Source organism: Methylocystis sp. NC52PC, assembly GCF_055698645.1.
In genome coordinates this window covers 1,093,848-1,107,239 of record NZ_CP170127.1, presented here as the reverse complement: position 1 = coordinate 1,107,239, position 13,392 = coordinate 1,093,848, and the positions used below count along the sequence as shown (strand labels likewise).

Genomic DNA, 13,392 nt, shown 5'->3' with positions numbered 1-13,392 from the left:
CGAGGGCGCGGGACAAACCGTCGCATGTTTGCGCGCCAATTCGACGGGCGCGAGCTATTGCGGGGGCGCGCCGCGGGCCAGGAGGAAAACACCCTGCTCGCCCAGCAGGTTCCAGACCCACCAGGGCGCATGGACGCGGATCGGCACGCCGGCGTGATCGAGCGCGACGCCGCGCTCGATGCTGGCGCCGAGCTCATCGATGAGCTCGACGAAATCGCGGATGGTGCACAGGTGGATATTGGGCGTGTCGTGCCAGCTGTAGGAGAGATTGCCGGTGACCGGCATGCGGCCGCGGAAGGCGAGCTGCGCGCGCACGCGCCAATAGCCGAAATTGGGAAAGGAGACGATGGCGCGCCGGCCGATGCGCAACATGTTGCTCAACGCCTCGCGCGGCCGCCGCGTCGCCTGCAGCGTCTGCGAGAGAATGACGTAATCGAAACCGTCGTCCGGATAATCGGCGAGATCGGCGTCGGCGTCGCCTTGAATGACGGAGAGCCCCTTCGCGACGCATTCGTTGACGCCGCGCTGGGAGAGCTCGACCCCGCGCCCGTCGACGTTCTTGCGTTGTGCGAGGAGCTGCAACAGCGCGCCGTCGCCGCAGCCGACGTCGAGCACGCGCGCGCCCTGTTCGACCATGTCGACGATGAGCAGGTGATCTTGGCGGGGTTGTCCGATCCTGATCATGCGCGCCCCTTCAGGCCGCGCGCCGCGGCCGCCGCTTCGAGGAAGCCGCGGGTCGTCGCGATGAAAACGGGCTCGTGCAGGAGAAAGGCGTCATGGCCCTTGTCGGACTCGATTTCGACAAAGGACACCGACGCGCCGCCGGCATTGAGCGCATGCACGATCGCGCGCGAATCGGACGTCGGATACAACCAGTCCGAAGTAAAGGCGACGACGCAAAAGCGCGTCTTCGTATCCTTGAACGCCTGCGCGAGCGAGCCGCCGTAATCGGCCGCGAGATCGAAATAATCGCAGGCCCGCGTCACGAAGAGATAGGAATTGGCGTCGAAGCGCTCGACAAAGGCGAGGCCCTGGTAGCGCAGATAATTCTCGACCTGGAAATCGGCGTCGAAAGAGAAAGTGGGCGCCGAGCGGTCCTGCAGCTTGCGGCCGAATTTGCGCTGCAGAGCGGCCTCGGAGAGATAAGTGATGTGCGCGGACATGCGCGCGACGGCGAGGCCCTTCTCGGGGCGCACGCCCTGTTCGAGATAGCGCCCGCCGCGCCAGTCGGGATCGGCCATCACCGCCTGCCGTCCAACTTCGTTGAAGCCGATGTTCTGCGCCGTGTGTTTGGCCGCCGTGGCGATGGGCATGGCGGCGAAGACGCGCTCGGGATAGCTCGCCGCCCATTGCAGCACCTGCATGCCGCCCATGGAGCCGCCGGCGACGCAAAACAGCGTCTCGATCCCCAGATGGTCGATCAGCATCGCCTGGGCGCGCACCATGTCGCGAATGGTGACGACCGGAAAGTCGAGGCCGTAAGGCCGGCCGGTCGCCGGATTGACCGAGCTCGGCCCGGTCGTGCCCATGCAGCCGCCGACGACATTGGAGCAGATGAGGAAATAGCGCTCCGTGTCGAAGGGCTTGCCGGGGCCGACCATCGCCTCCCACCAGCCCGGCTTGCCGGTGACGGGGTGGACGCCGGCGGCATATTGGTCGCCGGTCAGCGCGTGGCACAGGAGAATGGCGTTGCTTCTGTCGGCGTTGAGCGCGCCATAGGTCTCATAGCCGATGGCCAGCGGCGCAATGCAGCCGCCGCCGTCGGTGACGAGCGCCTGCTCGACCGGAAAGACGACCGATTTGCCATTCGTCCGGGCCGCCGCCGCGCCGACGAGGTCGCCGCCAGGCGCGGCCTGCGGCTCGGCGCTTTGCTGCTGAGCCTGCTCGGATTCAGTCAAAATATCCTCTCGTTCGATATGCCGAACGCGTTGTTCGGCAACATCGAGGCGCGAGCCGGGCCTGTCAAGGCCCGAAATCCACGCTCTTCCTCAACGGACGGCGCTGCGGCTAACCGGCCGAAAAGAGGTCGCGCGGCGGCTCTCCGGCCGGGGGCGCGCTCATCACCTCGACGGCGGCGCCAAGCTGCGCGAGGTCCTCCTCGCGCGAAAGGCGGTGGTCCCCGTCGGCGATGAAGGTCAGCGTCACCGGATCGGCGGGAAGATGCTCGACGAGCGTCAGCGCGTGGCGCCAAGGCACGTCGGGGTCCGCCATGCCTTGTAGAATATGCACGCGCGCATGGGCGCGAATCATGCCGCCGAGCAGAAGATGGCGGCGCCCTTCTTCGATGAGCCGGCGGGTGATCGGCGTCGGGACGGGCGAATATTGCGAGGCGCGCAGGAGGACTCCTTTCTCCATGATGTCGCGCTGCGCGGCGGCGTCGAGGTTTTTCCACATCAATTCTTCGGTGAAATCCACCGCCGGGGCCAGCAGGATGAGCCCCGCAAGGCGCCGCTCCTCGCTCCGTTCGGCGAGGCGCTTCGCGAGCAGCAAGGCGAGCCAGCCGCCCATGGAGCTGCCGATGAGGATCTGCGGGCCCGCTGTCGAGCGCAGCAAAACGCCTTCGGCCTGCGCGAGCCAGTCGCCGATGCAGCCGTCTTCGAACTTCCCGCCGGAGAGCCCGTGGCCAGAGTAGTCGAACCGCAGAAAGCCGCGGCCCCGCGCCCGCGCCCAGTCGTCGAGATAGGCCGCTTTCGTCGACGCCATGTCAGAGGCGAATCCGCCGAGCCAGACGAGGCCCGGTCCGCCGTCGCCCCCTCGGGCGGGCGGGCGGAGGCGCCGCGCGATCCGCCAGGGGGCGCCGCCGCCGGGGTTCTCAATGTCGACGTAATCGAGTTCTAAATCGCTGTGACTCATATGCTTCCCGGATGATCGCCGTGGCGCCCAAGCTTGCTTTTCCGGCCCACGCTCACAATTGGTAAGTAATCTCGCAAGAGAATGCGAGCGGGTCGCCACATCGGGATCGAACGCTCGCTAAATCGCTGAATGTCACAGACCCTCGCCCCTCTCACCGCCGCAGCCGACCCGATCCTCGCCGGGCGCACGGTCCTGCAGATCGTTCCCGATCTCCAGTCGGGCGGGGCGGAGCGCGCCGCCATCGACATGGCGGAGGCGATCTCGCAGGCCGGCGGCCGGTGCCTCGTCGCCTCGCGCGGCGGCCGCATGGTCAGCGAATTGCAGTCGAAGGGCGGGGTGTGGCTTCCCTTCCCGGCGGCGACGAAGAACCCCATCGCCATGGCGCTGAACTCGGTGCAACTCGCGCGCATCATCCGCGACGAGGGCGTCGACATCGTCCACGCGCGGTCGCGGGCGCCCGCCTGGGTCGCTTACTTCGCCACGCGGCAGACCGGCGCGAAGTTCATTACGACCTACCATAGCGCCTATTACGGGGCCTCGCCGATCAAGCTGCGCTATAACGCCATCATGGCGTCCGGCGACATTGTGATCGCGATTTCCGAATTCGCGGCGGAGCGCATCCGGAAGCTGCATCCCGAGGCCGCCGACCGCGTGGTCGTCATTCCGCGCGGCGCCGATCTGCGCGCCTTTTCTCCCGCCGCCGTGTCGCCCGCGCGCGTCCAAAGGCTGCGCGCCGCGTGGGGCGTCGCGCCGCATGAGCGTGTGGTTCTGCTGCCGGCGCGGCTCGCCTCGCGCAAGGGCCATGCGGTGACGATTGACGCCGCGCGCCGCCTCGCGGCGGAAGGTCACGACGACATTCGCATTCTGTTCGTCGGCGATCCGCACAGCGACAGTTTCCGCCGCGCCCTCGAAGCGCAAATCGCCCGCGCCGGCGTTGCGGGTTTCGTGCGCAGCGTCGGCCATTGCGACGACATGCCGGCCGCCTACCTCGCCGCCGCCGTTATCGTGGCGCCCTCGACCGAGCCCGAGGCTTTCGGGCGCGTGGCGATCGAAGCGCAGGCCATGGGCGCGCCGGTCGTCGTCTCCGACATCGGCGCCGCGCCGGAAATCGTGCGCGCGCCGCCGCAGACGCCGCGTCATCAGGCCACCGGCTGGCGCGTGCCGCCGGGCGATCCGGCGAAGCTTGCCGAAGCCATCGGCGAGGCGCTCGCCATGCGCGCCTCGGAGCGCGACGACATGATGCTGCGCGCGCGCGAAAACGTGCAGGCGCGGTTTTCCGTCGAGCAGATGCAGCATGCGACGCTCGACGTCTATCGGCGCCTGCTGCGGCGTTGACGCGGCCTCCTCCCGGTCTTTGTGGGACGGATTGTGGCCGTCGCACGCGAGCGCACGCGCATTGAGGCCGAAGAATCGCCCATAAAATCCTGCATGCTTTTGTGCATCGCAACTGGAAAGGAGCGATCGACATGAAGCGTTATTTCTCTGTCTTCGATCCCTTTGCGCGCTTGTTTGGCGCCGTGGCGCTTGTCGCCCTGGCGACCGCGCCGGCGGCGTTCGGCGCCAGCGACCCGAACGATCCGCATGGGGTCTGGCGCCGGCCGGACGGCGGCGAGCAGTTCAGCTTCTACGACTGCGACGGCGGGCTGCTCTGCGCCAAGCTCGTCGCCGTGGGCAAGCCCGAGGACGCGGGGGCCATCGGGACGGTGATCTTGCGCGGCGCCGCGAAGAGCGGGCCCAACGAATGGAAGGGCAAGCTCTACAATGCGCGCGACGGCAAGATTTACGAAGGATACGTCATCCTGCGCTCGGCCAATGAGCTGAAACTCAAGGGTTGCCTGTGGGGCGTTCTCTGCGGCGGCGAGACCTGGACGCGCGTCGCCGCCGCGGGCCCGGCGGCGAGATCGCATGGAAAGGAAGCGAGCGGGGGCGAGGCGCAATAGCCGCCGGCCCTTGCTCATAACCCGGCGCCGCCTTCGGGCGGCGCTTTTTTTGGTCCGTAAATGCCGCCAGCCGCCTATTGGATCGCAAATTGCTGCGTCGAGCGCGGCCTGCAAGTTTGTGATTCACAGCGCACGGGCGCTATCTGTGTTGTAGCGGGCGCGGGGGAGGCTTCGTGGGCGAACACACACTGCATTTCGAGTCTTATCGCGAGGCGCTGGTCTTCCTGGCGACCGCCGGCGTCGTCGTGCCGCTGTTTCACCGGATGCGCGTCAGTCCCGTTCTCGGCTTTCTGCTCGCCGGCGCGGCGCTCGGGCCGCATGGCCTCGGGCGCTTTGCGGAAAATCACAACGTCGCCTCCCTGTTCACGATCACCGACGTGCAGGGCGTTTCGCAGCTCGCCGAATTCGGGCTCGTCTTCCTGCTGTTCATGATCGGCCTCGAATTGTCGTGGGAGCGCCTCGTCCGCTTGCGCCGGCTGGTGTTCGGCCTCGGCCTGGCGCAGGTCGCGGTCTCCACCACCGTGCTCGCGGCTGTCGGCCATTACTGGTTCGGGGTCGATCCCGCGCCCTCGATTCTGATGGGCGCGGCGCTCGCCATGTCGTCGACGGCGGTGGTCATGCCCGTGCTTTCGGAGGCGCGGCGCATCAACAAGGCGCCCGGCCGCGTCGCCTTTTCCGTGCTGCTGCTGCAGGATCTGATGGTGGCCCCGGCGCTGTTCTTCGTCTCGGTGCTGGCGCGCACGAAGGACGGCGACTTCAGCGCCTTCGAAGCGGCGACCGCCTTTCTGCCGGCTTTCGTCGCGCTTGCCGCGCTGATCTTCGTTGGACGGTTGTTGCTGCGGCCGCTGTTCCGCCTCGTCGCCTCCGTGCAACTGACGGAGCTGTTCATGGCGGCCTGTCTGCTCGTCGTCGTCGGCGAGGCGCTGGTCACGGCGGCGGCGGGCCTCTCCATGGGGCTCGGCGCCTTCATCGCCGGTCTGCTGCTGGCGGAAACGGAGTTCCGCCGCGAGATCGAAGTCACGATCGAGCCTTTCAAGGGCCTGCTGCTCGGCCTGTTCTTCGTCTCGGTCGGGGCGGGGCTCGACATGGACGCGCTCGTCGCCAACCCCGCCCCCATCGTTCTGCACGCCCTCGGCCTGACCCTGGCCAAGGCGGCGATCATTTTCCCGCTCGCGCTGCTCTTCGGCATCGACTGGCGCTCCGCCGCCGAAGCCGCGCTGCTGCTGGCGCCGGGCGGCGAATTCGCCTTCGCCCTGCTCACCTCGGCGATGATCGCAGGCGTGCTGCCGGGCCATTTCGGCGCGGACGCCATGGTGGTCGTCACGCTCAGCATTTTCTTTATCCCGCTGCTCGGGCGGCTCGGGGCGCGCCTGGCGCAGCCCGCCGAACGCGACGACGACGAGGCGCAATATGCGCATCTCGCGCCCGACGCGCCGGTCGCCGAAGGCCGGGTCGTCATCGTCGGCTTCGGGCGCATCGGCAGCCTCGTGGGCGAGATGCTCGAGCGCCATAACGTGCCCTTCGTCGCCGTGGAGAATCTGGTCTCGATCGTCTCCGAGGGGCGGGAGAAGGGCGTCGAAATCTATTGGGGCAATGCGGCGCGACGGGAATTCCTTCTCAGATGCGGCGTCGAACAGGCGCGGGCGCTCGTCGTCACGATCGAAAACGCCGCCGCCGTCGAGGAGATCGTGCGGCTCGCCCATGAAATCCGCGAGGATCTGGTGATCGTCGCGCGCGCCCGCGACGCGCGTCACGCCACGAAGCTCTATCGGCTCGGCGCCAGCGACGCGATTCCCGAGACGATCGAAGCCAGCCTGCAACTCGCGGAGACGGTTCTGGTCGACGTCGGCGTGCCCATGGGCTATGTCATCGCCTCGATTCACGAGAAGCGGGACGAGTTTCGCAAAATTCTGCAGCCCACGGGCGAGGAAGCGCGGGCGCGGCAGGCCGAGCGGCGCAAGGAGATCAAGCGCGAACAGGCGCGCCGCCGCATTTCGGGCCGCTCGTCCGAAGAAGCGGGAGAGGAGGTCTGAGAAGCCTCTGTCCGAGGCGTCCGCCGTCAGCGAAAGACAACTTGCTGTTGATCGAGAGAGCGGGAGCATATATTCCTGAGAGTAGGAATTCTTGCCGGGCCGGCGCCATGGACATTCTCTCGCACGCGCAGATCTGGGCTGCGATCGACGCGCTCGGCGAGCGCTATGGGCTGACCCCGTCGGGGCTTGCGCGCAAGGCCGGCCTCGATCCCACGACCTTCAACCGCTCGAAACGCGAAACCCCGAGCGGCCGCCAGCGCTGGCCCTCGACAGAGTCGATCGCAAAGGTTCTGCAGGCGACGGGGGCGAGCCTCGACGAATTCATGGCGCTCATTTCGGCCAACAGCGGGGCGTCGCGCCGGCATACGCGGCCGCTGATCGGTCTGGCGCAGGCCCGGGAGGGCCGGTTCTTCGACGACGCGGGGTTCGTGGTCGGGGCGGGCTTCGACGAGATCGAGGTGCTCGCCGGCGCGGACGAAAACTCCTATGCGCTCGAGATCTCGGGCGACTCGATGGAGCCGCTCTATCGCGACGGCGACATTGTCATCGTCTCGCCCTCGGCTCCTGTGCGGCGCGGCGACCGCGTCGTGGTCAAGACAAGGAGCGGCGAAATCATGGCCAAGGAGCTCAAGCGGCAGACCGCCCGCTCGGTCGAGCTGCGCTCGATCAACCCCGCCTATCCCGACCGCGTTATATCGCGCGACGAGCTCGCCTGGATGGCGAGGATTTTATGGGCGAGCCAATGAGTCGCGCGCGAAGAGCTGTGCTATAGAACGATTCCCCGAAGGCCCTTTCCCAACGACGGGTTAGAACATGCGCCAGTCCCTGATCGTCTCGCTTCTCGCTCTCCTGTCGCTCGGCGCCGCCTCCGCCCGCGGCGAAGACGCCTTGCGCGATCAGGCGAAGGGCCTCTTCGAGCCGATTCCCAAAACGGCGCCGGCCCTGCCCGACAATCCGACGACGCCGGAGAAGCTCGCGCTCGGCAAGATGCTTTATTTCGAGCCGCGCCTCTCCGAAAGCCGCAGCTTCGCCTGCGCCACCTGCCACAATCTGAGCATGGGCGGCGTCGACGGCGGCGCGCTCTCCTCGGGCGCCGCGCAGCTCGCCGGCCGCGAAGTGCAGACCGTCTTCAACGCCGTCTTCAACAAATCGCAATATTGGGACGGCCGCGCCTCGGATCTCAAGGATCAGGTGGTGAACTCCGTCATGGCCAATCCCAAGGCCATGCTGAAGACCCGCGGCGGGCCCATGGCGATCAATCCGGCGGAGCTGGCCGCGACCAAGCAGCGGGAGATCGATCAGCTCAAGTCCATCTCCGGCTATCGGGACGCCTTCCAGAAAGCCTTCCCGGAGAGCGCCGATCCGCTGGTCTACGACAATATCGGCCGCGCCATCGCCGTGTTCGAGGCGACGCTCATCACCCCCGACTCGGCCTTCGACCGTTGGCTCACAGGCGACGACGCGGCGCTCGACGAGACCCAGAAAGCGGGCCTCAAGCTGTTCGTCGAGAAAGGCTGCGCGGGCTGCCACAACGGGGTGAACCTGGGCGGCGCGAACTACGCCAAATTCGGCGTCGTCGCCGCGCCGGGGCCGGAGCATCTGCCGGCGGAGGACGCCGGCCGCTACGCCGTCACCAAAGCGAACGCCGATCGTTACGTGTTCAAGGTCCCCTCGCTGCGCAACGTCGAACTGACCGCGCCCTATTTCCACACCGGCTCGACCTTCGATCTTCGCAAGGCGGTGAACGTCATGGCGGAGGCGCAGCTCGGGACGAAGCTCTCGGACGACGAGACGACCAAGATCGTCGCCTTCCTCAAATCCTTGACCGGCAAGCAGCCGGAAATCGTCCTGCCGATCCTGCCGCCGCGCGACCGCTGAGCGTCGATCGATCGGGACAAAGCAAAGGCGGGCGCCGTAGGGCCCGCCTTTTCCTTTGGCGCAGCGGCCCGGCGAAGGGGCGCCGGGCCGCGCAAATCTTTACCAGCATCCGCAGCCGGCGCTGCCGTAATAGGCCGGATAGGCTGCGCCGTAAGTGCCGCAACCCGCGGAACCCCAATAGCCGCCGGGATAAGCGGAGCCCCAATAGCCGTAGCCGCCGTAGGGGTAGCCCGCGCCGAGCGCCGCGCCAGTGGCCAGGCCGAGCCCGAGTCCGCCATATCCCCAGCGTCCCCAGCCGCGATGGCGCCATCCCCAGCCGCCGCCGTAGCCCCAATGGCGACCCCATCCATAGCCGCCCCAGGCGGAAGCGGGAGTCGAAATTGAAAGCGTGCTGACCAGCATGGTGGCGGCGAGCGCTGCAGTAATCATCTTACGTGTGTTTGTCATCGCCACATCTCCGCGCCCTTGTCTGACAAAGCCCCGACGCCACCCCTGCAACGCGAAGGTAATTTTCTTGTTCCCAGGCGTTGAAGGCCAGCAGGCGGCGAGCCGTCTATCCCCGATGGGCGGAGTGCTCCTGTGCGCAGTAACTTAAAAATCAAAAATAATTTCGCGGCCATTCACGTCGTCGCCGCCGTTGACCCCCAGCGCTTAGGCCCGAGAAGCGGCAGCCAAGAGCGACAGCGCGCGCAACCGGCGCGCCAAAGGCTCACGTGACGATCCGCTAAACTAAAGGCAGGCGCTCGCTCGAATCATAATGAAGGCTATGCGCTTGCTGAACGTATATGCATTGAACGGCGGCTTCCCCAATGCGCAAGGATCGGAGTTCATCGGCAATCGGATGATCTCCGAGAGCGAGGCTTGCTCCGCCGCTAAACCGAGCGGCGCCGAATTTTCCTTCAGCTTCGATACGTGTGCGAAGCAATCGCGCATCTTTGACCGTGTAGCCGACCGCGGGTCCATTGTGTGAGGAGAGGCGAAGTCCGCCTTCGATGCGACTTGTGAAGCTTGTGCTCGATATGGCCGTTGCTTTCGGCGCTTGCCAAGGGCACGATATCCGCGTCGCAGCGTAACCTTTTTACGCGCGCCGTAGCGAGCGCCTCATGGAAAAAATGCATTTTTCGCGCATGGACCAAGGCACGGACGAAGATTTTCTCGTGCTCAAGCATGTGCACGAAAGTACGTTGAGAGCCTTACCCGATCGACTTTTCGGATTGCTCCGGGAGCTCAGCAAGGACACCGCCTATAATATCAGTCGTTATGATCATTGCCTGCAAACGGCGACGCGCGCGCTGCGCGATGGCAAGGACGAGGAATATGTCGCCGTCGCGCTGCTGCATGATGCGTGCGAGCCGCTTGGCCCTTTCAACCATGGCGAGGTCATCGCCGCGATCCTGAGGCCGTTCATCAGCCGCGACAATTACTGGATGCTCGCCAAACACGGCTTGTTTCAAACCTATTTCTACGCGGCGCACCTGGGCCTCGACCCCAATGCGCGCGACCAGTTCAAGTCTGATCCTGCTTATGAGCGGACCGTTGAGTTCTGTGCGCGGTATGACGAGGTTTCGTTTGACCCGGATTACCCCAACGAGCCCTTGTCCACCTTCGAGCCAATGGTTCGGCGCCTTTTGCAGAAAAGCTGGGAGCCGCCGAAATAAGGCGGGGGCCGCGACGCGGTGAAAGGGGGCGGTGCGATTTCGGCCCCGCAAGTTGCAAAAATCTTCTCTACGGTTCGTTCGCGAAACAATGGAGGGCAGCCTAATGTCGAATCATTTCACCGGACTGAGTCTCGGTCCGCCGCTCGACGATCAGCGTCTCGACCTTTGTGATCTTTATCTGTTCCAGTCGCCTGAAGACAGTGCGAAGACAGTCTTCATTCTCAATGCAAACCCCTCGGCCAACGGATTCCATCCGGACGCGATCTATCGCCTGAATATCGACACGGACGGCGATTGCCTGACCGACGTGGCGGTCAGTTATGTCTTCTCGCCGGTCGAGAATGGGAAGCAAACCGCGAGCGTCTTCATCGCCAAAGGCGCTGACGCGCAATCCGCCGAAGTCGCCGGCGAGCGCATCATCGCCGACGCCGAAGTCTCGTTTCAGACGGCGCCGAACATTGTGAGCGTCGGTCCCTATCGCTTCTTTGCGGGCGCCAGAAGCGACGCCTTCTTTTTTGATCTCGACGGCGTTCTCAATCTCTATGACACGAAGGGAGGACGAAATTTCACCTCGCCGCAGCTCGGCGGCAAGTCGCCCTGGACCGGAATCGACTCGAACTTGCGCGCAAACGTCTGTTCGACGGTGATCGAGATTCCGACGTCGGAGCTGCAGCCCAAGCCGCTGATCGGCGTTTGGGGCCGATGCAGCCTGCGTCGGGACGGCAAGCTCCTTCATGTCGATCGCGCGGGTCATCCGTCGGTCAGCAGCTTCTTCAATACGGACGAGACGAAGGAGGAATACAACGCCAGCGAGCCGATCAATGATCGAAACCGCTGGCTCGGCCAATTCGTGCATCTCATGGGCCATACGGGCGACTATACGGAAGAGGAAGCGATCCGCGCGCTCGACGCAGAAGGCATTCTTCCCGACCTGTTGACCTTCGATCCCTCGAAGCCCGCGGCCTACCCCAACGGCCGACGCCTCACCGACGACGTCTTGAACCACCGTCTCGCCTTTTTGTCGAAAGGCGAAATCCCTCATGACGGCCTCAAGCCGCACACCGACATTCTGAATGTGTTTCCCTTTATCGGCGCGCCTCATCCGACGGCTGGCTGATAGGAAATTCGTTTCGGGCTCGCCTCAGGGCGAGCCCTGCGGCGCCAGCCTGAGGAGTTGATCCGCGCGGCTCAAGGACGAACAGCGGACGATGCGACCCTCTTCCTCGCCCGCATGTATCGGCCCACCCTCTTCCTTCTCGAAAAGCATGATGCGCGTTTCGGGAAAAAGGACGCCGGCGCGGCGCGCCATGTGGTTCATCTGAGCGCGCGCAAGCCCGCCGACGCTGAAGAGCAGGAGCGTCTCGGGCGGCGCCGTCTCTTCCTCCTTGAGGGAGGCGAGCGCAAGGAGACCCGTCGACGCCTGGACCGCGGCGCAGCTTTTCCCCGTCGTCTCGGAGAGGACCGCCGCCGCCAAGCCGCCCGCGGCGGCGTCGATCGGGCCGAGGCCAGGGACGATGATCGTTCGCGCCGACGTCTCGGCCCCAGGCTTGGCGACGGGAAAGACGCTTTCGGTCGCCTCGCGCATCGTATCGGCGATCGCCTGGGCGCGCTCCGCCGAAATGCGGCGGTCGCGAAAATCCTTTGTCGCAACGGCGAGGGCCGGAAGCACGACCGCGTCGCAAATCTCGGGCAGCCCGCGCGTCCCATCGCTTTCCAGCGCCTCGGCCGCGGTCGCGGCGTCTCTCGCCAGCAAGCGATGGTAATATTCCTGCTCGGGCGTGAGAGGGGGGCGATCCCCGAAGAGAAGGCTGAGAAACGACATCGACGGAAAGAACTCGCCGAGCACAACCAGGGTTGTGGTCAGGGGCGCGGCGAGCAGGAGTCCCACCGGGCCCCAGACCACCCACCAGAAACTGCCGGCCGCAATGAAGGCGAGCGGCGACAATCCCACGTGCCGGCCCATCACGACGGGCTCGACAATGTTGGACGTGATCAGCTCGGCGATCAGAAAATAGGCGAGGACACCGAGCAGCAGACCCCAACCGGGCGAAACCGCGGCGGCGAGCAGCAGCGGCGGGACGGCCGCCGCAAATATGCCGATGAAGGGGATGAAGCGCAGCAGCGCGACGGCCATCCCCCAGAGGATGGCGTTCGGAATGCCGAGCGCCGCCAGCACCGCGCCGGTTGCGACGCCAAAAGCCAGATTGATTGCGCCCTGACCGAGGAAGAAGCTTGAAAGACGCTCCCCGGCCGTGCTCAGCGCCGCCGTCGATTCCGACATGTTCTCGACGCCGGCGAGACGCACCACCCTGTCGACGAGATCATATTGGCCAGCGAGCAGCACGGCGACATAAACGAGGGTCAGGAGCGCCATCTCGAGCGGGCCCAACACCGATCGCACCGTCTCCAGCACGCCCGAGACGCCGCCCTCCCGAGGGTTCTCGACAACGACCCGGATCTCCTCGTCCCTTGCTGGCCCGTGGGTCTGCTTTTCCACCTCTCTTTGCAAGGCGTCGAGCGAGTCGATCGCGCGCTGCAACGCGCCGCCGCCCGTCGTCGGGGTGAGCGAGCGGGCCTTTTCGGCAAGGTTGTTCTTATAGGTCGCAAGGCTGCCGGTCAGGCTGATAATCTGCGAACTGAACACCGTGGCCGCAAACAGCGTCGCGCCGACGAGGGTCGAGAGCGCCAAGACGATTGCGAGGAGGCGGGGAAGGCCGAATCGGGCGAGCCAGGCCACGGCCGGCGAGAGCATGAAGGCGACGACGGCGGCGAGGGACAACGGCATGAGCACTTCGCGCCCATACACGATGGCGACCACCACAATCGCTGATACGATGACTTCCGCCACTTTGCGAAGCGCCCTAGAGGAATGGCGGACATGGAGCAAGCCGCTTGCCTGTGGCCAATAACTTGCCCGGGGCGGGAATGTTTCCAGTATCGGCGCCCGCCTGGCAGGGCCGAGCTGGGTTTATTCCGCCGTTGAGCTTGGCTTTAGCCGTCGGTTGCGACTAAGGCGTCTTGTCGAGAGTG

General features: G+C 65.7%; 12 protein-coding genes. 7 read left to right on the top strand and 5 right to left on the bottom strand.

Annotated elements, in window-relative coordinates:
- Positions 1–54: 54 nt before the first annotated feature.
- From metW to ACETII_RS07195, 3 genes are all read right to left on the bottom strand, one after another.
- Positions 55–684, bottom strand: coding sequence for a methionine biosynthesis protein MetW (gene metW / locus ACETII_RS07205; RefSeq protein WP_472787606.1), 630 nt, complete (start codon positions 682–684; stop codon positions 55–57).
- A complete protein-coding gene (metX, locus tag ACETII_RS07200; protein WP_472787605.1) occupies positions 681–1,898 on the bottom strand; it encodes a homoserine O-acetyltransferase MetX in 1,218 nt (405 codons plus the stop codon). The genes metW and metX overlap by 4 nt, the downstream gene beginning before the upstream one ends.
- A 109-nt stretch (positions 1,899–2,007) precedes the next feature.
- On the bottom strand, positions 2,008–2,853 hold the full coding sequence (locus ACETII_RS07195) for an alpha/beta hydrolase (RefSeq protein WP_363350230.1): 846 nt from the start codon (positions 2,851–2,853) through the stop codon (positions 2,008–2,010).
- Between the two features lie 129 nt (positions 2,854–2,982).
- On the opposite strand from ACETII_RS07195, the gene ACETII_RS07190 reads away from it, so the two are divergent.
- The 5 genes from ACETII_RS07190 (at position 2,983) to ACETII_RS07170 (ending at position 8,704) form a co-directional block, all read left to right on the top strand.
- Positions 2,983–4,188: a glycosyltransferase family 4 protein gene (locus ACETII_RS07190; protein WP_363350229.1), complete on the top strand. Its 1,206-nt coding sequence runs from the start codon at positions 2,983–2,985 to the stop codon at positions 4,186–4,188.
- A gap of 131 nt (positions 4,189–4,319) precedes the next feature.
- Positions 4,320–4,793 carry a DUF2147 domain-containing protein gene (locus ACETII_RS07185; protein WP_472787604.1) on the top strand — a complete coding sequence of 158 codons (474 nt, stop codon included), beginning with the start codon at positions 4,320–4,322 and terminating at the stop codon, positions 4,791–4,793.
- Positions 4,794–4,966: 173 nt separating this feature from the next.
- Positions 4,967–6,826, top strand: coding sequence for a cation:proton antiporter domain-containing protein (locus ACETII_RS07180; protein WP_472787603.1), 1,860 nt, complete (start codon positions 4,967–4,969; stop codon positions 6,824–6,826).
- 107 nt (positions 6,827–6,933) lie between these two features.
- Positions 6,934–7,572, top strand: a complete 639-nt coding sequence (locus ACETII_RS07175; RefSeq protein WP_472787602.1) for a S24 family peptidase — start codon at positions 6,934–6,936, stop codon at positions 7,570–7,572.
- 67 nt (positions 7,573–7,639) lie between these two features.
- On the top strand, positions 7,640–8,704 hold the full coding sequence (locus ACETII_RS07170) for a cytochrome-c peroxidase (protein ID WP_472787601.1): 1,065 nt from the start codon (positions 7,640–7,642) through the stop codon (positions 8,702–8,704).
- A 99-nt stretch (positions 8,705–8,803) separates the two neighbouring features.
- Here the strand turns inward: ACETII_RS07170 and ACETII_RS07165 are convergent, their stop codons facing one another.
- Positions 8,804–9,151 carry a hypothetical protein gene (locus ACETII_RS07165; RefSeq protein WP_363350224.1) on the bottom strand — a complete coding sequence of 116 codons (348 nt, stop codon included), beginning with the start codon at positions 9,149–9,151 and terminating at the stop codon, positions 8,804–8,806.
- A gap of 656 nt (positions 9,152–9,807) precedes the next feature.
- Here ACETII_RS07165 and ACETII_RS07160 point away from each other — a divergent pair.
- Both ACETII_RS07160 and ACETII_RS07155 read left to right on the top strand, forming a co-directional pair.
- Positions 9,808–10,362 (top strand): HD domain-containing protein, encoded by a 555-nt coding sequence (locus tag ACETII_RS07160; RefSeq protein ID WP_472787600.1) that lies wholly within the window; start codon positions 9,808–9,810, stop codon positions 10,360–10,362.
- Positions 10,363–10,465: 103 nt separating this feature from the next.
- Positions 10,466–11,479 carry a DUF4331 family protein gene (locus tag ACETII_RS07155; protein WP_472787599.1) on the top strand — a complete coding sequence of 338 codons (1,014 nt, stop codon included), beginning with the start codon at positions 10,466–10,468 and terminating at the stop codon, positions 11,477–11,479.
- A 24-nt stretch (positions 11,480–11,503) separates the two neighbouring features.
- Here the strand turns inward: ACETII_RS07155 and ACETII_RS07150 are convergent, their stop codons facing one another.
- Entirely contained in the window at positions 11,504–13,210 is a 1,707-nt protein-coding gene (locus ACETII_RS07150) for an AI-2E family transporter (RefSeq protein WP_472787598.1), read from the bottom strand.
- Positions 13,211–13,392 lie beyond the last annotated feature (182 nt).